The 22,100-nt window shown below is 54.3% G+C and carries 22 protein-coding genes; 21 read left to right on the forward strand and 1 reads right to left on the reverse strand.

All coding sequences use genetic code 11. From position 1 onward, the window contains the following. Positions 1–17: 17 nt before the first annotated feature. Complete coding sequence (locus HZA03_04115) at positions 18–1,598, forward strand: D-aminoacylase (GenBank protein ID MBI5637141.1); 1,581 nt, start codon at positions 18–20, stop codon at positions 1,596–1,598. After that, positions 1,595–2,500 carry a motility associated factor glycosyltransferase family protein gene (locus tag HZA03_04120; GenBank protein ID MBI5637142.1) on the forward strand — a complete coding sequence of 302 codons (906 nt, stop codon included), beginning with the start codon at positions 1,595–1,597 and terminating at the stop codon, positions 2,498–2,500. Before HZA03_04115 ends, HZA03_04120 begins: the two co-directional genes overlap by 4 nt. A 147-nt stretch (positions 2,501–2,647) precedes the next feature. On the opposite strand, the gene HZA03_04125 is transcribed toward HZA03_04120, so the two are convergent. After that, positions 2,648–3,658, reverse strand: a complete 1,011-nt coding sequence (locus tag HZA03_04125) for an ABC transporter ATP-binding protein (GenBank protein MBI5637143.1) — start codon at positions 3,656–3,658, stop codon at positions 2,648–2,650. Positions 3,659–3,934: 276 nt separating this feature from the next. Between HZA03_04125 and wecB the strand changes: the two genes are divergently transcribed. From wecB to HZA03_04220, 19 genes are all read left to right on the forward strand, one after another. Then, the gene (wecB, locus tag HZA03_04130; GenBank protein ID MBI5637144.1) at positions 3,935–5,056 is read left to right on the forward strand and encodes a UDP-N-acetylglucosamine 2-epimerase (non-hydrolyzing); all 1,122 of its coding nucleotides are present in this window, start codon (positions 3,935–3,937) and stop codon (positions 5,054–5,056) included. 1 nt (position 5,057) lies between these two features. Then, positions 5,058–6,302, forward strand: coding sequence for a UDP-N-acetyl-D-mannosamine dehydrogenase (wecC, locus tag HZA03_04135; protein ID MBI5637145.1), 1,245 nt, complete (start codon positions 5,058–5,060; stop codon positions 6,300–6,302). A 173-nt stretch (positions 6,303–6,475) separates the two neighbouring features. After that, complete coding sequence (locus HZA03_04140) at positions 6,476–7,765, forward strand: ABC transporter permease subunit (GenBank protein ID MBI5637146.1); 1,290 nt, start codon at positions 6,476–6,478, stop codon at positions 7,763–7,765. After that, on the forward strand, positions 7,762–9,141 hold the full coding sequence (locus tag HZA03_04145) for an O-antigen ligase family protein (protein ID MBI5637147.1): 1,380 nt from the start codon (positions 7,762–7,764) through the stop codon (positions 9,139–9,141). Before HZA03_04140 ends, HZA03_04145 begins: the two co-directional genes overlap by 4 nt. A gap of 98 nt (positions 9,142–9,239) precedes the next feature. Continuing rightward, the gene (locus HZA03_04150; GenBank protein ID MBI5637148.1) at positions 9,240–9,446 is read left to right on the forward strand and encodes a hypothetical protein; all 207 of its coding nucleotides are present in this window, start codon (positions 9,240–9,242) and stop codon (positions 9,444–9,446) included. 68 nt (positions 9,447–9,514) lie between these two features. Further along, entirely contained in the window at positions 9,515–10,468 is a 954-nt protein-coding gene (locus HZA03_04155; protein MBI5637149.1) for a hypothetical protein, read from the forward strand. Between the two features lie 182 nt (positions 10,469–10,650). Next, positions 10,651–11,190, forward strand: coding sequence for a hypothetical protein (locus HZA03_04160; protein ID MBI5637150.1), 540 nt, complete (start codon positions 10,651–10,653; stop codon positions 11,188–11,190). A gap of 110 nt (positions 11,191–11,300) precedes the next feature. Continuing rightward, positions 11,301–11,972, forward strand: coding sequence for a hypothetical protein (locus tag HZA03_04165; GenBank protein ID MBI5637151.1), 672 nt, complete (start codon positions 11,301–11,303; stop codon positions 11,970–11,972). A gap of 255 nt (positions 11,973–12,227) precedes the next feature. Then, positions 12,228–13,907: an ABC transporter ATP-binding protein gene (locus tag HZA03_04170; GenBank protein MBI5637152.1), complete on the forward strand. Its 1,680-nt coding sequence runs from the start codon at positions 12,228–12,230 to the stop codon at positions 13,905–13,907. An 18-nt stretch (positions 13,908–13,925) separates the two neighbouring features. Beyond that, the gene (locus HZA03_04175) at positions 13,926–14,942 is read left to right on the forward strand and encodes an SDR family NAD(P)-dependent oxidoreductase (GenBank protein ID MBI5637153.1); all 1,017 of its coding nucleotides are present in this window, start codon (positions 13,926–13,928) and stop codon (positions 14,940–14,942) included. Beyond that, positions 14,935–15,645: an NTP transferase domain-containing protein gene (locus tag HZA03_04180; protein MBI5637154.1), complete on the forward strand. Its 711-nt coding sequence runs from the start codon at positions 14,935–14,937 to the stop codon at positions 15,643–15,645. Before HZA03_04175 ends, HZA03_04180 begins: the two co-directional genes overlap by 8 nt. Further along, positions 15,646–16,509: an NAD(P)-dependent oxidoreductase gene (locus HZA03_04185; GenBank protein ID MBI5637155.1), complete on the forward strand. Its 864-nt coding sequence runs from the start codon at positions 15,646–15,648 to the stop codon at positions 16,507–16,509. Continuing rightward, positions 16,506–17,576 (forward strand): SPASM domain-containing protein, encoded by a 1,071-nt coding sequence (locus HZA03_04190; GenBank protein ID MBI5637156.1) that lies wholly within the window; start codon positions 16,506–16,508, stop codon positions 17,574–17,576. Before HZA03_04185 ends, HZA03_04190 begins: the two co-directional genes overlap by 4 nt. A gap of 43 nt (positions 17,577–17,619) precedes the next feature. After that, the gene (locus HZA03_04195) at positions 17,620–18,636 is read left to right on the forward strand and encodes an N-acetylneuraminate synthase family protein (protein MBI5637157.1); all 1,017 of its coding nucleotides are present in this window, start codon (positions 17,620–17,622) and stop codon (positions 18,634–18,636) included. Further along, positions 18,633–19,310, forward strand: a complete 678-nt coding sequence (locus tag HZA03_04200; GenBank protein ID MBI5637158.1) for a glycosyltransferase family protein — start codon at positions 18,633–18,635, stop codon at positions 19,308–19,310. The genes HZA03_04195 and HZA03_04200 overlap by 4 nt, the downstream gene beginning before the upstream one ends. 83 nt (positions 19,311–19,393) lie before the next feature. Beyond that, complete coding sequence (locus HZA03_04205) at positions 19,394–20,245, forward strand: glycosyl transferase (GenBank protein MBI5637159.1); 852 nt, start codon at positions 19,394–19,396, stop codon at positions 20,243–20,245. Next, entirely contained in the window at positions 20,242–20,946 is a 705-nt protein-coding gene (locus HZA03_04210) for a WbqC family protein (GenBank protein MBI5637160.1), read from the forward strand. The genes HZA03_04205 and HZA03_04210 overlap by 4 nt, the downstream gene beginning before the upstream one ends. Beyond that, on the forward strand, positions 20,943–21,575 hold the full coding sequence (locus HZA03_04215; GenBank protein MBI5637161.1) for a PIG-L family deacetylase: 633 nt from the start codon (positions 20,943–20,945) through the stop codon (positions 21,573–21,575). The genes HZA03_04210 and HZA03_04215 overlap by 4 nt, the downstream gene beginning before the upstream one ends. Then, positions 21,560–22,100, forward strand: a 541-nt coding sequence (locus tag HZA03_04220) for a methyltransferase domain-containing protein (protein ID MBI5637162.1), incomplete at its 3' end; no start/stop codon positions are given. The genes HZA03_04215 and HZA03_04220, both read left to right, overlap by 16 nt.

The raw sequence follows: 22,100 nt of genomic DNA on the forward strand, positions 1-22,100 counted from the left end.
CAACCGGAAAGGAAGATATGTTCGACGCCGTCATACGGAACGCCACCCTTTACGGTCTTGAAGGGAACCGCTCCGCCGCGGCCGATCTCGGCATCAAGGACGGGCGGATAGCCAAGATAGGCGTGATAGCGGAAAAGGGCGCCGTCGAAATCGACGGCGCCGGCTATTGCGCCCTCCCCGGCTTCGTCGACGTCCATTCGCACTCCGACTATTATCTTCTCATCGACCCCGCCGCCGAGGGAAAACTGCGGCAAGGGGTGACCAGCGAGGTGGGGGGAAACTGCGGTTACAGCTCCGCCCCCATCGGCGGCGATATCTTCCGTGTGCGGAGCGAAGCGTACAAGGAGCAGTTCGGCCTCACGCTGGATTGGAAGACGTTTGACGAATATTGGCGGCGGCTGGAAAAGAAAAAAAGTTCCGTGAATTATGCGGGACTCATCGGCTACAACACCCTGCGCGCGTCGGTGCTCGGCAGCAAAGACGTGCCGGCCGCGGGGGAGGGAAAGGAAACGATGAAGCGGATGATCCGCGAGAACATGGCGCAGGGTGCCGCCGGCATGAGCGTCGGCCTCGTCTATCCCCCCGCCTGCTTCGCCACCAAGGAAGAGATGGTGGAAATGGTGGGGGAGGTTGCCAAGGCCGGAAAACTCTTCACCACCCACATCCGATCCGAGGGGCCGCGCCTCGTTGAATCCATCGAAGAGGTGATCGACATCGCCCGCCGCACCGGCGTGAAACTTCAGATATCGCACCTTAAAACCGCCGGCAAGGAAAACTGGCACAAGCTGGATACAGTGTTCAATATGATAGAGGCCGCCCGCGCCGACGGGGTGGATATCGAATGCGACCGCTACCCCTACATCGCCAGCAACACCGGCTTGCAGGTGGTGCTGCCCGACTGGGCGTTCGACGGCGGGCGCGACGGCACCATCGCCTTCCTCAAAGACCCCGCCGCGCGGAACAAGATGCGCGCGGAAATTTTGGCCAATCACCCCGAACCGGAATACTGGGATACCGTGATGGTGTCGCAGGTGGTCACGCCGAAGAATTACGATATGCAGGGGGTGACCGTCGCGCGGGGAGCCAAAATAACCGGCAAAGACCCGGTCGATTTCGTGTTCGACATACTGCTGGAGGAAAAAACCGAGGTGGAGGCGATCTACTTCTGCATGAACGATACAAACATGGACCGCATCCTGACCAAGGACTACGTGATGGTCGGCTCGGATGCCGGCGCGCGCTCCGTCGGCGGCCCGCTTGGCATCGGGCGGCCGCACCCGCGCACCTTCGGCACCTTTCCGCGTTTTTTCGCGGAGTACGTTTTCGGGCGGAAGCTCGTGTCGATGGAAGAGGCGGTCATGAAGACCAGCACGATGGCCTGCCGCCGTTTCGGCCTGGCGGGGCGCGGCGAACTGCGCGAAGGCTATTGGGCCGACATCGTGATGTTCCGCCCGGAGGCAATCGCCGATACCACCACCTACGAAAATCCGCTTTCGTACCCGAAAGGGGTCGACTATGTATTCGTCAACGGCACGCTCTCCATCAACAAGGGGGAGTATACCGGCGCGCTCGCCGGAAGGGGCCTGAAAATACTTTGAACGAGCAGCGGCTCTACGAAGTAAAACAGGCCACCATCGCCCTGCTGGCGGAACGGTGGGAACAGAACTACCTGCTCAACCGCGGCGCCATCGCCGCCCTCCCCGGCGTGGCGAAACTCTTCGGGCGCTTCGCGGGTATTCCCGCCGTGCTGGCGGGGGCCGGGCCGTCGCTGGACCGCAACGTCCGCCTGCTGGCGGTGGCGCGGGGAAAAAGCGTTGTCATCGCCTGCGACGCGGCGCTGAAACCGCTTGCGGCGCTCGGCCTTGTGCCGGATATCGTGGTGAATCTCGATCCGCAGCTCTACACGTCCAATTTTTTCGAGGGGGTCGACACAAAAAACATCACCCTCATAGCCCCCACCATTGTCCACCCGTCACTTCGGGAGATGTGGAAAGGCCCGTTCTTTTTTTACAACAAACATGCGCCCGACATTCCGATATTGGCAAAAATATCCCTCAACCATCCGCAGGTGGGGGCGCTGATACCGGGCGGCTCGGTTCTTTCCGTGGCGTACGACCTGGCCTTTAAAAGCGGTGCCGACCCGATAGCCTTCATCGGGCAGGACCTCGGCTACCCCGGCGGCAACGCCTATGCCGCCGGCACCCACTTCGATTCATTCGAGGCCGAATCGATATTCGACCAACAAGGGGATGTGATCGTGGAGGAGCGCGATCTCTTCGGGCGGGCGCTCAAAACGCAGAAATCGATGGCCGTCACCAAACAGTGGTTCGGCTGGGCCTTTGCCACCTGGCAGCCGGAGCGGAAACGGCGCATCTTCAATTGCAGCGAAGCGGGGATATTGACCAACTGCCCGCTGATGACGTTCGGGGAGTTCGTGTCGCGTTTTTGCCGCAAAGGGGTGAACGTGGCATGGGGCATCAAAAAAGCCGCCAAAGGGTGATCCACACATCCCATTCTTAAGTGGGGTAGGCAATTAGAAACCCCATCCTCTTTTTTACCGGACACTACTGTGACGCTATAAAATGTCAATCATCGTTTCGGCTTGTCCGCCTTTGGATTATCCTGCCGATTGAAGCGATATCCAACTTTACGCGGTTTTCGCGCGGCGTTGCGCGATAAGGTCGGCCACGGAATAATGCCGGAGGGCGCACTCGTGTATTTGGCATCCGGCGGCCACCAGTTCCGCCACCAGCATGTTCGTGTTTTCGGCCTTGAGGGTAAGCTCCAGGGCTTCTCCCACGCGGGCGGCCCTATGCACAAAATCAAGCCGCTTTACCACCTCCAGTGTTTTTTCCGATGGCTCCGCGCGCAAATGGAAATAGTAGGGAAATTCCGCGATGTCTTTTAACCGCCCCTGATAGGCGGTGCGGCCGCCGTCCAAAATCAGCACATGACCGCACAAGCCGGTTATGAAATCGAAATCGTGGCTTGTTATCAACAGCAGTTTCCCCTTTTCCGCCATCTCGCGGAAAAGGGCGGACAGTTTTTCCGCCCAAACGACATCCACCCCTTGCGTTGGTTCGTCCAGGACAACCAGCGGGCGGTCCTGCATGATGACCAGCGCCACCCCCAGCCGCTGCAACATGCCGCGGGAATAATCCCCCACCTTTTTTTCAGCCTCGTCGGCCAAGCCGACTGTATGTAGCGCGCCCATGATTCGCTGGGTATCGGCGGCGCTGTCGCCATCCCAAAAAAGGCCGAGGTTGTCATGCGCGTTCATATGCGGATGAAATGCGGGGATGCCGATGAGGCCGCTGATCATGCCCAGCGCGCCCACGGTATCGGTATGCGGGTTTTTGCCGGATACCGTGACGGCGCCGGCGGTGGGGAACGCCAGACCGGTGATAAGCCGCAACAACGTTGTTTTGCCGGAACCATTTTCCCCCAAAATGCCGAAACAGCTTCCGGGCGAAGCTTCGAATGTCACATCGGCAAGGAGATTGGCCTGTCCCACCTGTTTGCCCAGGCTCTCCACGCGGATGCCGCTAAAACCGGCCGCGTTCACTTCGGATATGAGCGGATTTCCGATTTTTAATGTCCGGCCGCGCATGGCCGCCGCCTTGGCAAATGATACGACTTGGTTATCCGGCTCAGTCATTCCCCGGTCCGCTACTTTTTATCCGCCGCAAAAGAGCGCCGAAAGTGGTTTTTGCAAGCCTGTTCGGAGATGGCCCGTGAGCGGAACATGCCCTTGAAAGGGGCGCTCACCGAACGCAGGCGCTTCATTTCCATATGCGTTGATAATACCGCAAATATCCCCCGCCCCGAAACCCCAAACGCGCCCATCATGAATAAAGCGAGCTATTCATGGCAAGGGGGTTGCGCTAGAATGAACCGCGGCTGTAATAAAAACAGGGCGGCGGGAGGAAGCGAATTGAAGCGGGTGATGGTGGTATTCGGTACGCGTCCGGAGGCAATCAAGATGGCCCCGGTGGTCTTGGCGCTGAAGGCCAGCGGCATGTTTGACGTAAAAGTTTGCATCACCGGCCAGCATCGCGGCATGCTGGATCAGGTGCTCGCCATGTTCGATATCGTCCCCGATTATGACCTGAACATAATGAAACCGGGACAGGACCTTACCGACATTACAAGCAACGTCCTTGCCGGCATGCGGGGCGTATATCGCGCATGGCGTCCGGAATGGACTTTGGTGCATGGCGACACCACCACAACTTTTTCCGCCAGCCTCGCTTCGTTTTATGAGCGCATACCGGTGGGGCACGTCGAGGCCGGGCTGCGGACGCACAACAAATATTCCCCGTGGCCCGAAGAAATCAACCGCCACGTTACCGGCGTGCTTGCCACGCTTCATTTTGCGCCAACCCCCGCCGCGCGGCAAAACCTGATTAATGAAGGCATCGCTCCGGCAAACGTGGAAGTAACCGGCAACACGGTGATCGACGCCCTCCTGGGCGCGATAAGAAGACTGAAGGAAAATCCCCCGCTCATGGAGCAGTTCAAAAAGCGTTTTTCGTTCCTTGATCTTTCCAAAAAGCTGGTATTGGTCACCTGCCACCGGCGTGAGAATTTCGGCGAAGGTTTTCAGCGCATCTGCACGGCGCTCGCGCGGCTTGCAGGGCGGAGCGATGTGGAAGTGCTCTATCCGGTGCATCTGAACCCCAATGTGCAACAACCGGTGAATGAAATGCTGGGTGGCCGCAAGAATGTTCACCTTATGGAACCGCTGGACTACCTTCCCTTTATTTACCTGATGGAACGCTCACATCTCATCATTACCGATTCCGGCGGTATCCAGGAAGAGGCCCCCTCGCTTGGCAAGCCGGTGTTGGTGATGCGGGATGCCACCGAACGGCCCGAAGCCGTTGATGCCGGCACCGTGCGGCTTGTGGGCACGGACCCTGATAAAATATTCAACGAAGCCAAAGTTCTTATTGAAAATCAGGACGATTATGAAAGAATGTCACGCCTGCACAATCCCTATGGGGACGGATTGGCGTCTGGCCGGATAACAAAGAGGTTGTTGCTTGGAACATAAGATCAACAAGGTTCAGGTCGTTGGCTTGGGTTACATCGGCCTCCCCACCGCGGTTATTATCGCCGACCACGGCATCGACGTTGTGGGGTTGGACGTCAGCCAGCGGATTGTGGATACCATCAATCGCGGTGAAATACACGTCATCGAGTCGGATATCGAAAAGGCCGCGCACCGGGTAGTGAAGGAAGGGAAACTGCGCGCCACGCTCAGCGCGGAGGACGCGGATGTGTTCATTATCGCGGTGCCCACGCCGTTTACGGATGGGCACCTGCCGGACGTCACCTTTCTCAAGGCGGCCGTGAAATCAATTGCCCCATCGTTGCGGAAGGGAAACATCGTCATCCTCGAGTCAACCTTGCCGGTCGGCACCACCAACGACATGTGCGCGTATATGAAGAAACTGCGGCCCGACCTTTCTTTTCCGGACGCCGCCGGGGATCAGGCCGACATTCGCGTGGCCCATTGCCCCGAACGGGTGTTGCCGGGCCATGTCATGCGCGAGTTGATCGAGAACGACCGTGTCATCGGCGGGATCAGCGCGGCGTGCGCCAAAGCGGCGAAGGCGTTTTACGGTATTTTTGTAAAAGGGAAGTGCGTGGTGACCAACGCCCGCACGGCTGAAATGACGAAGCTCACCGAGAATTCGTACCGCGACGTGAACATCGCGTTTGCCAACGAGCTTTCGATCATTTGCGGGAAGCTGGGCGTTAACGTGTGGGAGCTTATTGAACTGGCGAATCTCCATCCGCGGGTGAACATCCTGCAACCGGGGCCGGGAGTGGGCGGACATTGTATCGCCGTTGATCCGTGGTTTATCGTGTCATCCGCGCCACAGGAGGCGCGGCTCATACGCGCCGCCCGCGAAGTAAACGACAGCAAGCCGCTTTACATTATCCAGCAGGTGAAGGTGGCCGCGGCCAAGGTGAAATCGCCGGTTATCGCCTGTCTTGGCCTTTCGTACAAGGCGGATATCGACGACCTGCGGGAAAGCCCCGCGGTGGATATCGTGAAACATCTCGCCGAGGATGATACCGGTTTCCTTCTGGTTGTGGAGCCGCATATAAAGGAACTTCCCCGCGCTCTGGCGGATTTAAAAAACATTGAAAAAACGACGTTGGACGACGCCATTGGCCGCGCGCATATTGTGTTGTTGTTGGTGAACCACAAGGTGTTCATCAACCTTGATCGGGCGAAGCTGGCGGGAAAAACGGTTATCGATACGCGCGGCATCTGGCGCACCGCATAAGGCCGGAGCGCCCGGGAGTTTGCGGTATCATCCAGCGAATGCCGCGGTAAGCCCGCTTTCATGTTTTCCACGGCAATTCGCGCGCTGAAAATCCAGAAAAAGGCCCGTTGACTCCGCCGCTCCAGTATAATGGCCGGAACGTTAAATCGTTTAACAGGGAGATGAACCGCCGCATGCGATTTAAAAGAATGCTGCTTATCGAAGCCGAAAAGCTGTTTAAGGCCCCCGTATTCTGGGTGGCGCCGCTCGTCGCGATTCTCTACTTGGCCCTGATGCTTGTCGGCTTCGAAGTGTACGCCGCGAAAAACGGGGTGACCGCGGCGGAGGCCGCGTCGATGAACAACCGCTACAGCGGTTCGGCGGTGGTTTACGCCTATTCCGCGGCCAAGCACATGGTGGAGAATGTCTTGCACCTTTCGCGGGAGGCCAAGGGAACCATTCTGCAACCGACCGCCGAGGAGGATCTGCCCGTCGAGGAGCGGACCATAAAGGGCGGTGGCGGCAAAAGGTTCGATTTCTTCGGGACGTTGCTGCACAGCCTGGCCAATCCAAAGCCGATGCCGTCTTCGCCATGTGATAGGGGAAATCAGCCGGCGGCTCCCGCCACGCCCCCCGCGGCGGACGAATCTTTTCTGCCGGATTTTTTCCTTGGCACGGCCTCCGCCGCGGAGGTGTTGCCCCCCGGGCCTCCGGAATTCAGGCCGGAGGATTCATTTATGGAGCGGCTGGCCCAGCGTATCCACTGGCTTGCCGATGCATCATCGCTGGAGGACAAAGTGATAGACAGGGGGCGTTTTAACGGGCTTCGTTTTACATACCTCTCGTTTTTCTTCGCTTTTATTTTTATCTTTCCCCCGCTCACCGCGGCGGTGACAACACACGTATTCGCCCTGGAATTCAGCCGTGGCACGATAAAGACGGCCCTTTTGATGCCGGTGAAGCGTTGGCAACTGCTCGCCGCTAAAATGGCGGTGGTGGCCGGTTATCTGCTGGTGGCGATTTTCGGCTTTATTCTCCTGACGTTGGCGGTCGGATGCATTTTCACCGGTTACGGAAATCTGGTGCTGGATTCGGAGTTGCTTGGCTTCACCGGCGGCAACCTGATGATAAAAGGGGATGGCGCCGTCATGTTATTCGCCGCGGTGGCGCCGGTCGCGGTTCTTTCCCTCATGCCGATTGCCGCTATTACCGCGTGGCTTTCGCTTATTAAGCCGGAGCCGGCCTGGGTCATCAGCATTTCCGTCATCGGTTATTTTATTTTCTACGCGCTTGGCGAAACTCCGCTATTCGCGGAAATCCGTTTCCTCTTTCCGACGTCGTACATGGACGGGTGGGGGCTGCTTTTCCGGCAGTCATTAAGCGCCTCCTTGCTGATAACCAAGCTTATCGTATCCGGCCTCATTACCGCCGGGATAATGGTGAAGGCCGTGAACAAGTTTTCGAGGCAGGATATCGGTGCATGAGCGGCATCGTTCAACCGCTCGTCACCATGGGGGAAAGGGCGGCCGCGCTGCTGGCGCCGCAACGTTACCGGGAATGGCTTTGGTTCGGCGCGGCCGCGGCGCTGCTGTTCGCGGGGAATTTGCTGGGAAGTTTTGGCGCGGCCGGCGTTTTCGGGGGGTATGTATTCAGTCTCTCACTGCTGGGGCTTGCCGCGCCGCGCCGGCTGTTGGAGGTCTTCGTTTTTCTGCTCGCCCTGGGCCATCGCGATTTTACCTACACGGCGCTTAAGGTAGGCCCCGCAAACCTTTATATCACCGAATGGGTGTTGCTCATTCTGATGCTGGCGGCGGTGCCGCGGATTGCGGACATGTGGCGCAACTGCCGCGCGGCGCTGCTGGCGTTGGGCCTGTATGCGGGAATTGGATTCGTGTTCTTTTGGCTTTCGGCCCGCTATTGGCCGCTCGGTTCGATAGTGCGGGATTTCACCATAGTGTATTACGCGTTCTTCGCGGTGGCGGCGCTGGCTTTCTTGCGGGATGCCGGGGATGTCAACCGGCTTTTCATCGCAATGCTTGCCGGCTCATTCTTCAATCTCGGAGGCGATCTGCTTAATTACCTGTACGGCACTTTTCCGGTCACTCCCGAACAGAAGAATTATTCCCTGCGCAACTCTTTTTATTATCTCATTTGCACGGCGTATCTTTTGCCCGGACTGTTGTTTCTTGACAGAAAAATTCGTCCGTGGGCCGTGGCGTATGTTACGGCCGTTTTTGTGGTCGTGCTTCTTTACGCCTACAGCAAAACGGCAATGGCGGCTATCTTGCTGATATCCGTTTTAAGTATTTTGGTTCTGGCAAAACGCGCGCGGATGCAGGTGTTGATCGCCATCTCCATGGCGTTTATGCTGGCGCTGATTATCACCCCGATGGCCAAAACATTCAAATTCTCCTCCCTTTTCACGTCGCAACCGGCGCGCGATGATCCTCGTTCAATGCTGCGCACCGCCGCCCTGCGGGATTTTTCCGAATATCCCTATGGCATCGGCTTCGGCGCGCCCATTTTCGGCGGGCATTCACGGGAACTGCTGTTGGATCCCGACGGATTCCATGCCTTGCACAATTCGTATCTCACCGTTCTCCGGCGCATGGGGGTGGAGGGGTTCGCGGCATTCTCCGCGATTGTGGCGCTGGCTCTTTACGGCGTGTACCGTGTGTGGCGTTCATCCGCCGGGAATTATGAGGCATGGTTGACGCCATTCGCCATGCTTCTGGGATTTATCGTGGCGGCTGTTTTCGCCACCGCGCATGTAGTATTGGAAGGGCCGTTTTTCGGGGCGGTATTTTGGCTCTTGTTGGGCGCCGTTTTCACTGTCATGCGCGATCATGGCCAGACGTGAGCCGGTTTCGGTGCGCGCCTTTATTGCCCGAAGTATCGCTTTGACTTTCGACCACATCATTTCGATGGGATTTAAATCCGGACTGAGGGGGAGGATGGATGCCGCATGAAGTTTATGGATTCACAGGGGGTGAAAAGGATGGGGATTCGGAATTATTTTGTAAATTCCTGATGTATTTGATAAAGTCAGCAAAACGGGAAAAATGTTTCTTTTTTAATAAGATGGCTTCAGGGCCAATAAACGCAACTAAGATGCCTGAAAAGATGGGGCGGCATTCAGCACTTGAAGCTATGAAGTATTCGTAAATCATATAGCGGAGAGTTATGATGATTTCTTTCGTCACCGTTGGATAAATTAAAAATTATCGTGGAGTGTGGAAGTGGATTCACCCGGCTCGAAAATACCAACTCAGAACGTGATCTGCCCCTTCGCCATGCATCCGGATTCTTCTCCCCAAGGAAATAATCCTGGTGAAAATGAATTTGATTTTCTGGAAATCGCTGGAATTTTGTTTAAGGGGAAGGGAAAATACGTCATTCTTGCAATTGTTTCGATTGCCGCTATCGCAGGGGTTGTTTACGCAAAATCGCTTCCCAATATCTACAAGTCGGAGATATTGATTATTCCAAACAAGAAGATCGGTGGTTCTGGAGGCGGCGGGGCCGCATCTATGGCAAATCAACTTGGGGGGCTTGCTTCTGTTTTGGGTGTTAGCGTCGGGGGCGGAAAGCAGGAGAATGAAAGCGAAGTGTACCTGGCGATAATGCGTACGCGCCCGTTTGCTGAATATACGATCAAGGAGTTTAACCTTCTGCCCTTACTCGCCGTTGAAATAAATAAAATATATCCGGATACCGTCAAGCTGGATGATGCGGTAGACATGCTTCTCGATAATATGGCAATCGTTAAAGCCACTAAAGAGTTGGGATCAGGCTTGCGCATCTCTTTTTCGAGTAAGTCTCCGGAATTATCCGCCAGAATCGTGGAGACGTTAGTGAAATCTATAAACAGATACTCCCAGTACGATACCATCGAGAGGGCAAAAAAAGATATAGCGATGGCTAGCGCTCAACTGCAACAATCTCCTCTGACAATGATGCAAAAGGTTATTTGGGAAATCGTCTCGCAGAAAACCATGGAAATTATCCTCGCTCAAGCGCAGGATGATTTTTCCTTCCGCATAATTGAGCCAGCGGTAATTCCTAAAGTAAAGTTTAAGCCCCGACGCAGCTTAATTGTTGCTGGTTTTACAGGCATTGGTTTTCTGGTTGGGATTCTGGCGGTACTGCTTCTGACTCGACCATCCTTCCAAAAGAAAAGTTTATAACGAGCTGGTGGCGCGGCTCGGCGGGGCGGACCTTTTCATGGGTATGTGTGTGTAAGGAATTTTGGCAATGTGCCGATAGATAATATGGCAAAATATACAGCCAATGTGGAGAATTATGAAAAGTCTGCTGGAAAGTGAAATTAATTGACTAATTCCGTCACGTAAAGTATAATGTTCATAGTATGAGCGATTTGTTGGGGATGAGTGTAAATAATGGTTTAGGGTGGTATGCGCTAAGGGTGCGGCACCAAAATGAATTTAGCGTTTCCGATTTCTTTCGCAAGCAGTTTGGAATTCAGGCAAATGTGCCGGCCATGGAAGTGTGGAAAAGAAAGAACGGCCTGAAAGTTGCCGTAACTAAGCCTTTATTGAGCACTTACGTGTTTATCGAGGCGAAATGGGAGGCTATCGAGGCCAAAATAATGTTTTCCCACAAAGGGGTATTAGGCTTTGTCCGAAACAACGGCAACCTTGCTGTCATTCCAAATGAACAGGTGCAAACCCTTGAAAGATTGACTTCTTCAAAGGCTCCGATTTATGATCTGCCATATTCCAAATTAAAAGAGGGTGAGCGGGTTTATGTCGTCGCTGGCCCTTTGGCCGGGGCGATTGGACAATTTGTCCGGATTAATCCCAAAACGGGACGTTTTATAGTTACCCTTGACCTTTTCAAGAGGGCCTTGGTGACCGAGCTTGAATCGGATTTATTGGAGCCATTTTAAACCGCTTTATTCACTTTAAAGCGGGTTGAACCTTGTTGCTTGCGTGGAAAATGTGAGTAATTTGAAGGTGCTTGACAAGCAGTGAGGCCGGAGGCGCGCAAAAAAATCGAATGAAAGACAAACAGGAAAAAGAAAAACTTGTGCTACGGCCGGTTTCCCCATATTCGTCCGTGAAGTCCTCGGCGGATGACGCGGTTATCATGCAGATATTTAGTTTGGTGGAAAAAATCCCGCATATTTCCGAAAAGAAAATAACGGCCTTTACCGGAATTGCCGCGGGGCTTGTGAACTCATTTATGCGCAAAGTTGCCGCCAAGGGATGGGTAAAGGCGCGGCAGGTTAGCGCCAGGCGTTGGATTTATTTCATCACCCCGGAGGGGTTCGCGGAAAAAAGCCGTCTTACTGTAAAATATCTGGGCAACACTCTGCGCACGTATAAAGTGGCGCAAAAAGTGATCGAAGAGCATCTTGAGATATGCCAACGCAACGGCTGGGAAAAACTTATTGTGGCCGGGAGCAATGAGTTGGCGGACATCGCCGTCCTTAACATCACGGGCACCAAAGGGCTGACGCTTGTTGGCAAGCTCATAAATGGCGGCGCGGCCGCGAATTATGAAAAAGAAGCCGGCGTTTTTCAATATTCCGATGTTGAAAAACTGGAGTTCGACAGGATTCTGGTTTGCGAACCCGGCTTCGCCGAGTGGACGGCGGAGAACAATAATCATCTCGTTATTGGGAAACAGACTGATATTTTGGGCAAAGTTATGGAAATCTCGTTTTGAAAAGGCCATCGCCCGTCTGTATTTTCAGATGTGTATAGTTATGGGGGGGGGCGCCACGCTAGTGAAGAAAATGGTGCGAGAATATCTCAAGAGTGCCGAGCTTGATGGACTGGCTAATAAACATGGCCGCAAGGCCCTGGATTGCCACGAATAATTCAGGTGCTAAACATTCAACCCATCACCCTGCTCCTAAGCCGTCTCTGGCGCCATATCAGCGTTCGACGGCGCGGGCAGTTCGGGCTCCTGCTCGTTTTGATGATCCTGGCCTCGTTCACGGAAATCGTCAGCCTGGGGGCTGTACTGCCTTTCCTTGGTATGCTCACCGCGCCGGGGCGCGTTTTTGAACACCCAGCCGCCCAGCCATTCGTCCAATTCTTAGGGTTCACCGAGGCAAATCAGCTTTTGTTACCCCTTTGCATTGCCTTTGGCCTGGTGGCTCTCATGGCCGGCGCGATGCGCATGTTGCTGCTCTGGGCCAACACACGTCTATCCTATGCGACCGGCGCCGATCTCAGCATCAGCATCTACCGCCGTACGCTTTATCAGCCATACGCGGTCCACGTCGCCCGCAACAGCAGCGAGATCATCAACGGCATCTCAAACAAAACGAATGGAGTAATACACGTCATTTTGATGATCCTCAACCTTGTCGGTTCGAGTGTCACACTGGCCGCGATCCTGATCGCCCTATTGGCCGTTGACCCGGTAAGCGCGCTAACGGCCTTTGGCGGTTTTGCTTTGATCTATGTTGTCATTATTCGGGTTACCAGGAATCGGCTATTACGTAATAGCCAATGCATCGCCCGCGAATCGACACAGGTCATTCAATCGCTGCAAGAAGGGTTAGGCGGCATTCGTGATGTCCTTATTGATGGCAGCCAGGCCACTTATTGCCAGATTTACCGCAACGCTGATCACCCCCTGCGCCTTGCCCAAGGAAGCAGCTCCTTTATCAGCGGCAGCCCGCGATATGTAATGGAAGCGCTGGGTATGCTGCTTATCGTTGGTCTGGCTTATACGCTTGCCCAGCAACCGGATGGCATTGTCAAGGCCATCCCTGTTCTGGGTGCTCTGGCATTCGGCGCTCAGCGTTTTTTGCCTGTGCTTCAGCTGGCGTATGTCTCTTGGTCCGGCATTCAAGGCGGACAAGCCTCCCTGCAAGACGCAATTGAATTGCTCGATCAACCCCTTCCCGACTATGCCAATCAATCGGCTGCCGCCCCGTTAACGTTCCGGCACACAATCAGCCTGGAAAAACTTTCGTTTCGCTATAGCCCCCATACACCATGGGTAATCAATAACGTCAACCTCAAGATCGCCAAGGGCAGCCGTGTGGGTTTCATCGGCACGACCGGCAGCGGCAAGAGCACCCTTCTCGATATCGTCATGGGCCTGTTGCAACCTACGGAGGGGGTAATCGCAATTGATGGGCAGCCCATAACGCTACGCAACCACCGTGCTTGGCAAGCGCATATCGCGCATGTGCCGCAGGCCATCTTCCTGACCGATAGCACTATCGAAGAAAATATCGCTTTTGGTGTGCCCAAGGACCAGATCAACCATGCGCGTGTCGAGCAGGCGGCTCAACAGGCGCAAATTGCCGAAGTCATCGGAACCTGGCCCAAGCAATACCAAACCTTCGTCGGTGAACGCGGCATCCGTTTATCCGGCGGCCAACGCCAGCGCATCGGCATAGCGCGCGCCCTTTACAAACAGGCCGATGTCATCATCTTTGACGAAGCAACCAGCGCTCTGGACAACGAAACTGAACAAGCCGTCATGCAAGCCATCGAAGGTCTCAGCGAGGATCTCACAATTCTCATTATCGCCCACCGTTTCACCACCCTGAAAAACTGCACACAGATAGTGGAATTGGGTGATGGCGGCATTAAGCGAACGGGCACCTACCAAGAAATTATGGCGCAATTGGTATAAACTGCTTTGGGTAAACACATGAATCGAACAAATCCAAACTCACGTATTCTTGTTACCGGCGCCGATGGTTTCATCGGATCGCACCTGACTGAATCCCTGGTGCGTCAGGGGCATAACGTCCGTGCATTCGTGCTCTACAACTCCTTCAATTCTTGGGGTTGGCTGGATCATTGTGCGCCCGACGTTAAAAATCAGTTCGAGGTATTTGCCGGCGATATCCGCGACCCGCATGGGGTGAAAGAGGCCATGAAGGGTTGCGACGCGGTGTTGCATTTGGCCGCCCTGATCGCCATTCCCTATTCCTACCACTCACCCGACACGTATGTCGATACCAACGTCAAAGGCACGCTGAATGTGATGCAAGCGGCGCGCGAGCTTGGCGTCAAAAGAGTCGTTCACACATCGACCAGCGAAGTTTATGGCACGGCGCGTTTCGTGCCAATTACCGAAGAGCACCCCTTGCAGGGGCAGTCTCCGTACTCGGCCACCAAGATTGCCGCGGATCAGCTGGCCTATTCCTTCTACACGTCCTTCGGTCTGCCGGTGGTGATTGCGCGGCCCTTCAACACCTATGGCCCGCGCCAGTCCGCCCGCGCCGTGATTCCAACCATCATTACCCAGATCGCCAACGGCCGGCGCCAGGTCAAGCTCGGCGCGATATCGCCTACACGGGATTTCAACTTCGTGCAGGACACGGTAGCGGGTTTCATCGCCGCCCTGAATTCCAATCAGGGGTTGGGCGAAGTGGTTAACTTCGGCAGTAATTTTGAGATTTCCATCGGCGACACTGCCCGGGTCATTGCGGAGGTAATGGGTGCTGAAATCGAGATACTGACCGATGAGCAGCGCCTCCGGCCCGAAAGGAGCGAGGTGGAACGGCTGTGGGCATCTAATGAGAAAGCTCGTAAGTTGCTGGGTTGGCAACCACAGTATGGAGGCTTGGAGGGCTTTCGGCGAGGCTTGGCAGTAACCGTTGACTGGTTTAAACGGCATGTCGATCTTATTGGCTATAAAGCGGATATCTATAATGTCTAGACGTGCAGTGATTCTCGCGGGGGGAAAGGGCACACGGTTGCGTCCCTATACGGTTGTTCTGCCGAAACCGCTGATGCCAATTGGTGAATTCCCCATTCTCGAAGTGATCGTCAAGCAACTTGTTGCCGCTGGTTTCAGCCATATAACCATGGCGGTCAACCATCAAGCGGAAATTATCAAGGCGTTCTTCAGGGATGGCGGGAAATGGGGCATCCGCATTGATTATTCGCTTGAAGACAGGCCGCTTGGCACCATGGGGCCGCTTCTGCTGATTAAGGACTTGCCGGAACATTTTTTAGTGATGAACGGGGATGTTCTTACCGATCTCGATTATCTTGATTTTCATGATGCCCACGTTCGGGCGGACAACATTTTTACCATCTCTTCATATATCCGGGAGCAACTCATCGATTACGGCGTGTTAGAGACCCGTGATGGCCGTTTGATTGGCTTGCGCGAAAAGCCGCGAATGAATTATGAGGTCAGCATGGGGGTCTATATGATGTCAAGGCGCGCGCTTGGTTTTATTCCATCTGTTAGTGCTTATGGATTCGACCACCTTATGCACGATCTTGTTGCCGCAAAGCAAAATGCCGCGGTCCGCAGATTCGGGGGCTACTGGCTGGATATTGGCCGGCCGGATGATTACGCTCAGGCCATTGAGGAATTTGAGAGCATGCGTGCACGGTTTCTCCGCGAATAAATGAAAAGCATACTGGTAACCGGCGCTGGGGGGTTCATCGGGCGGCGACTGATAAGCTTCTTGGAAAATGCAGGCCACTCTGTGCGTGCGCTGGGGAGTGAGGACGGCGATATCGCCGACCCTGCCACCTTGGGGCGGCTTGATGCGCTACCTGTGGATTTTGTATTTCATCTTGCCGGACGGACCTATGTGCCTGACGCATGGCGGGAGCCGGCGGATTTTCAGCGGGTGAACGTTGTCGGCACCCTGAACGTGCTGGAGCTGTGCCGGGCAAAAAAAATACCTTTGACTTATGTCAGCGCTTATTTGTACGGCATACCGTCCTCATTGCCGGTCAAGGAAACCGACAGGATTGAGCCAAATAATCCCTATGCGTTGTCGAAAACCCTCGCTGAATCCCTATGCCGATTTTATGCCGAGCATTTTGCGATTCCCCTGACTATCATCCGTCCGTTCAATATTTACGGGCCGGGGCAGAAGGGACACTTCCTGATTCCCGAAATCATGGCGCAGATAAAAGCCGGAAAACCCATTCGCCTTAAAGACCTTTTTCCCCGGCGGGACTATCTTTACTTGGATGATTTGGTTGATGCATTGATCCGCACGATCGGTCCGAAGCCGGGATTCCATGTCTACAACATCGGTTACGGCAGCTCGTTCAGTGTGCGTGAAATCGTCGATGTCATCCAATCCGTCGCGGGGACATCGCTGCCTGTCGTGAGCGAAAATGCTCCCCGGCAAAATGAAATTTCGGATGTATACGCGGACATTGGCAAAGCCGTGCGTGAATTGAACTGGCATCCACGACACAGTTTGGAAGAGGGTATTAAGACCATGATCTTTAGCGGGGAGCATATCGCATGACCGACCGGCACGTACCGATCAACAAAGGCAATTATTCAATGGATACTCCGGAACGGGAGACGCATTTCGAGCAATGCCGCGGTGATGGCTGGGAAGCGGAATATACGGATTACCGAAACAAATGGGCTGCGCTTGCCAAGTCGCAGCATGTATCCGAATATCCCCTGCTGGTGGATATAGAGCTTTCATCGGTTTGCAATCTGGCTTGCCCGATGTGCTACACCATAACTGATGAATTCAGCAAGGTGGTGAACACCACCCGGATGGACTTTGATCTGTATAAGCGGATTATCGATGAAATCGGCGGCAAGGTTCCGGCAATACGGCTGAGTTTGCGTGGCGAGGCTACCCTGCATCCCAAGTTTATTGAATGTATAGCTTATGCCAAGGAGCGGGGGATTAAGGAGGTTTCTTTCTTAACTCATGGCGGCAAGCTGACGTTGCCGTATTTTGAAAAAATGGTTCATGCGGGCATTGACTGGATCACCATTTCAATTGATGGCCTTGGGGAGACTTATGAGAGCATCCGCAAGCCACTTAAATTTAATGACCTGTTCGACAAGATCAAGGCGATTAAGAAATACAAGGACGACCATAACCTCAGACGCCCGGTGATTAAAATTCAAGGTATCTGGCCCGCGATTGCCAATAACCCAGAGGCCTATTACCGCGCGTTTGCTCCATACTCCGATTTGGTTGCGTTCAATCCTTTAATTGACTATCTGTCCAATGACTCTCATATCGAATATCTGGATAATTTTACATGTCCGCAACAATATCAGCGGCTGGTGATAGGGGCTGACGGGTTGGTGATGAAGTGCTCGAATGATGAGGAAAACCGCGAAGTGATCGGCGACATCAAGCGGGAAACCGTGCATCAGGTGTGGCACGGCGAGAAAATGGAGGCGGTGCGCGAAATGCATAAACAGCCGCGCGGTTTTTTGCAAAGTGCCGTATGCCGCAAGTGCTATCTGCCGCGCTTGACCAATGACGAGGAGGCGCAGTTGGGCGACCGCACATTCATCGTGCGCAATTATGTGAACCGCAGCCAGGTGATAGGTAAATAGGCGGCAAACCTGTGAGAACTGAACCCAGAGGATAATTTTCACCATGTTCAAGAAATACACGGCGGATCGTTGCTACATCATTGCGGAGATCGGCGGCAATTTCACCGCCATTGACGAAGCTCGCCGCCTGATTGACGCCGCCGCGGAATGCGGTGTGGACGCGGTCAAACTACAGACTTATCGCGCCGATACGTTGTCCAGCACCCGTGCCATTTTTGATATGGAGAACACGGGGATTGTTTCCCAGTATGAGATGTTTCAGAAGTTCGAAATCAGTGAGAGTTTGCACAAGAAAGTCTTTGACTATGCCGAATCCAAAGGCTTGGACTGGTTTTCCACGCCTTCGCACGCAACCGATGTGGATATGCTGGAAAAATACGGTGTCGGCGCACACAAAATCGGTTCGGACGATGCGGTGAACTTGCCTTTTCTGCGCCATGTGGCGCGTACCGGCAAGCCGATTATGCTTTCGACCGGCATGTGTACGCTGGAAGAAGTACGCGATTCGGTTGATGCCATTTTGGCGGAAGGCAACGAAAATCTGATTTTGCTGCACGCCGTCACAAGCTATCCGACCCATCCGGGAAACGTCAATTTAGCCGCCATGCAGACGCTGATGCAGGCGTTCCCGCAACTGGACGTCGGTTACTCCGACCATACCCTGTCGCCGGTTGCCTGCTTGTGTGCAGTGGCGATGGGTGCGCGGGTGATTGAAAAACACTTCACGTTTGACAAAAAGGCCGATGGTCCGGATCACATGCTTTCCGCCGACCCGGGGGAAATGAGGTGGCTGGTGGAGGCGGTGCGCAACTTCGAGACCATGCGCGGCTCCGGGATCAAGCGGCCCGCCGACAGCGAGAAGGTCACACGGCGCAACAACCGCAAGAGCGTAGTGCTGAATCGCAACGTGAAAGCGGGAGAGCGTTTGACCGAACAGGACATCGCCGTCAAACGGCCCGGTTACGGCATCGGCCCGAAATATTTCGACCAAGTCGTCGGGCGGACGGTGGCCGCTGACATGAAAAAAGACGACGTGCTGACTTGGGCTGATCTGGCGTGAGTGTTGGCGTCATCATACAAGCCAGAATGGGTTCGACCCGTTTGCCCGGCAAGGTATTGATGCCCATTTCGGGCAAGGCGTTGCTGGATCATGTGCTGGGCAGATTGTCCCTGCTGAACTTCCCGGTAACGGTGGTGGTCGCCACCAGCGGCCTGCCGCAGGACGATGCCATCGCCCTGCATTGCCTTTCCAGGGGCGTGAAGGTATTTCGCGGCAGCGAAACCGATGTGCTTGACAGATATTACCAGTGCGCCCGTGAATGCGGCTTTGCGCATGTGGTGAGGCTGACGGCGGACAATCCGTTCACCGATATGGAAGAGTTGCGGCGATTGATAGATATCCACTTGGCCCAGCATAACGATTACACCCACTCTTTTGGCGCCATGCCGCTGGGCGTGGGGGCGGAGATTTTTACTTTTGCCGCTTTGGAAAAAAGTGCGCGGGAAGGCCATGCGTCTAATCACCGCGAACATGTTAACGAATTTATTCAGGAGAACCCCGGCAGTTTCAAAATTTGCGCGCTGGAAGTGGCCGCAACCAAACGCCGCCCCGATCTGCGCCTGACGGTTGATACCAAAGACGATTATCGGCGCGCCTGCGCCATTGCCGGACACGATCCAGACCGTTGGATAGGCACTGAAGAGGCGATTCGGCTATGTTCGCACTCTGCATAGAAAGTTCCCATGCGCGCGGCATGGGGCACTTCTACCGCGCATTGAACTTGGCGGATGGACTGGCGAATGCGGGGATACCTTGCATGTTTTATGTGAACGATCACATTCCTTCCCGTCAAATCCTCCTTGAGAGAAAGTCGCCGCACCGGACAGTGGACCTTGAGGACCTCACGGGCAACTGGGAAGCACAACTGATACGGCAGGATGGCATACTGTTGTGGATCGATGACCGCCTCGATACCGACGTCCGTCATTCGGAAAAAGTAAAAGCGGCCGGCATTCCGTTGGTGACATTCGATGACCGGGGGACGGGAGCGGAGTTGGCGGATATGCACATTGCCGCGCTGGCCTTTGATGCCCAAGAGCGGCTTGCGGGCGGCAAGTTGTTGCGCGGCGCGGACTATCTGATACTGAACCCGCAAATCGCCGATTACCGGCGCTTGCGCAAGCGGCTTTCCAGCATACTGGTGACGTTGGGTGGTAGCGATACCTACGGAGTGACGGTTAAGGTGGTTCGGCTGCTTAAGGGAATGGGGTTGGCCGCCACCATTGTTATAGGACCGGCGTTTATGCACAATGATCTTTTAGAGCACGAGTTGACACCGGCGTTTACCGTAAAGCGTGGCATTCCTTCGCTGATTGAGGAATTTGCCCGGCATGACCTGGCGATTACCGGCGGCGGCATCACCCCGTTCGAGGCTAATGCATCCGGCTTGCCCTGCGTGGTGATCGCCAATGAGCGATTTGAGATACCAGTTGGCCAAGCTTTGCAGAGCCTGGGTGGTTCGGTCTTCGCCGGGAGTCATGAAGCGTTGACGGCGCCATTGTTTTCGATGGACTTGCCATTGGAACGGATGAGCGGCGCCGGGATGAACAATATCGGATTGCAAGGAACACAACGCGTAATATCCGCGCTTTTGGAACTCACCGAATGAACAGGAAAGCGGTGGTTATCCACCAACCCGATTTTGCCCCCTATCTGGGGTTCTTCCATCGCTTTCTGAATGCGGATATGTATATCGCGCTGGATCACGTGCAATTTGTAAATGGCACCAGCCGGGCTTGGACGCACCGCGACAAAATCAAGACCGAACAGGGTGAAAAATGGTTGACCGTTGGCGTAAAAAAGGCGCCGCGCGATACCGCGATTAACGATATTGAGCTTTCCACCACCGCCGACTGGCGGCGTGATAATCTGCGCCTGCTCGAACAGCATTATCGCAATGCCCCGTTTTTTGCCGAAATGATGCCGGAGATAAACCGTTTGTACGCCCAACCATTCCGCATGCTGCGCGATTTCAATATGGCCTCCATAGAAATGCTGATGGACTTGCTCGATGTGCGCATTCCCTGGGTATGGTCAAGCGGCTTGGATCCGGTTGGGACAAAAAACGAATTGCTGGTTGATTTGCTGCGGAAGGTTTCCGCCACGCACTACTGTTCCGGCGTAGGCGCGCGGGATTATTTCGATCCGGCTCCTTTCAGGGAAGCGGGGATTGAAGTCGTATGGCAAAAATTTACTCCCCCCGCGTATCCCCAGCTTTATGGTAAATTTGTTCCGTATTTGAGCAGCATCGATCTGCTGTTTAACTGTGGCGTGGAGAAATCCAGGGAAATATTGAAAGGCTGTCAATGAATATTCTGGCGATAGGCGCGCATTTCGATGATGTGGAGCTGGGGTGCGGCGGCGCCTTGGCAAAACACGCGCAAAACGGCGACAATGTCTATGTGTATGTGGCAACGGTTTCCGGCTTCACCAATCAATACAATCAAACCGTCCGGTCCAGCGAAATTGCCCTTGGAGAGGCGCGGGTTGCCATGAAAATACTTGGCGTAATAGAGATGGTTTGCGGCAAGTTTAAAACATTGGATGTTGAGTTCGTCGATGAACTCAATATCGAAATCCTTAAAATTGTTCAGGAAAAAAAAATCGACAAAGTCTACGCGCATTGGGTCGGCGATATCCATCATGACCATCAAGCTGTGGCCAAAGCCTCGCTGCACAGTTGCCGGCATGTGCCGCGCATGTTGATGTACCGAAGTAATTGGTACCATTCCACCATGGAGTTCCGGGGGAATTTTTACGTTGACATCACCAAGCAGTGGGAGGTCAAGGAGCGAGCCATTCAATCACATGCCTCGGAAATGTACCGCACCAGCAGCAAGTGGGTCGGATTTTTCAAGAATGAGGCGGAGAATGCCGGTCAGCGGATTGGCGTGAATTATGCGGAAGTTTTCGAGGTGGTTAAATGGCTGGAAATGTAAATTCTTATCTTAACCGGTTACTCCAAATCCACTGGCTACGGCCGGAGACTGCCCTGTGGCGCACCTTTGACTGCCTGTTAATGGAAAAATATGGGGGCATCTCCGGGCGTTCCGTTGACTTGGGGTGTGGTGACGGCACCATGAGCTTTATCATGGCGGATGGAACAGTTGACGAGTATGACGTGTTCATGGATGTCGGAGAATTGCAAAACTACAATTCAGGAGCCGATATTTACAACCAGAACACGAACATCCGGCTCAAAACCGATTTAACTCGCTTACGGCATGCTTTTGAATGGGGTGTGGACCACAAGGATGGGCTGATAGACAAGGCAAAAAGATTTGCGCCGTTTTACCGGAACACTCTGGTTTGCGACCTGAACCAGAAACTGCCATTTGAGGACGGCCATTTTGATTCCGCATTTTCCAATATCCTGTATTGGCTCGATGACATGGATATTACGCTGTCTGAGTGGCGAAGAGCGATAAAGAAGCAAGGAAAGCTTTATTTGTTTGTTCCAAACA

It is taken from the genome of Nitrospinota bacterium, assembly GCA_016217735.1.
GTDB lineage: Bacteria > Nitrospinota_A > UBA7883 > JACRGQ01 > JACRGQ01 > JACRGQ01.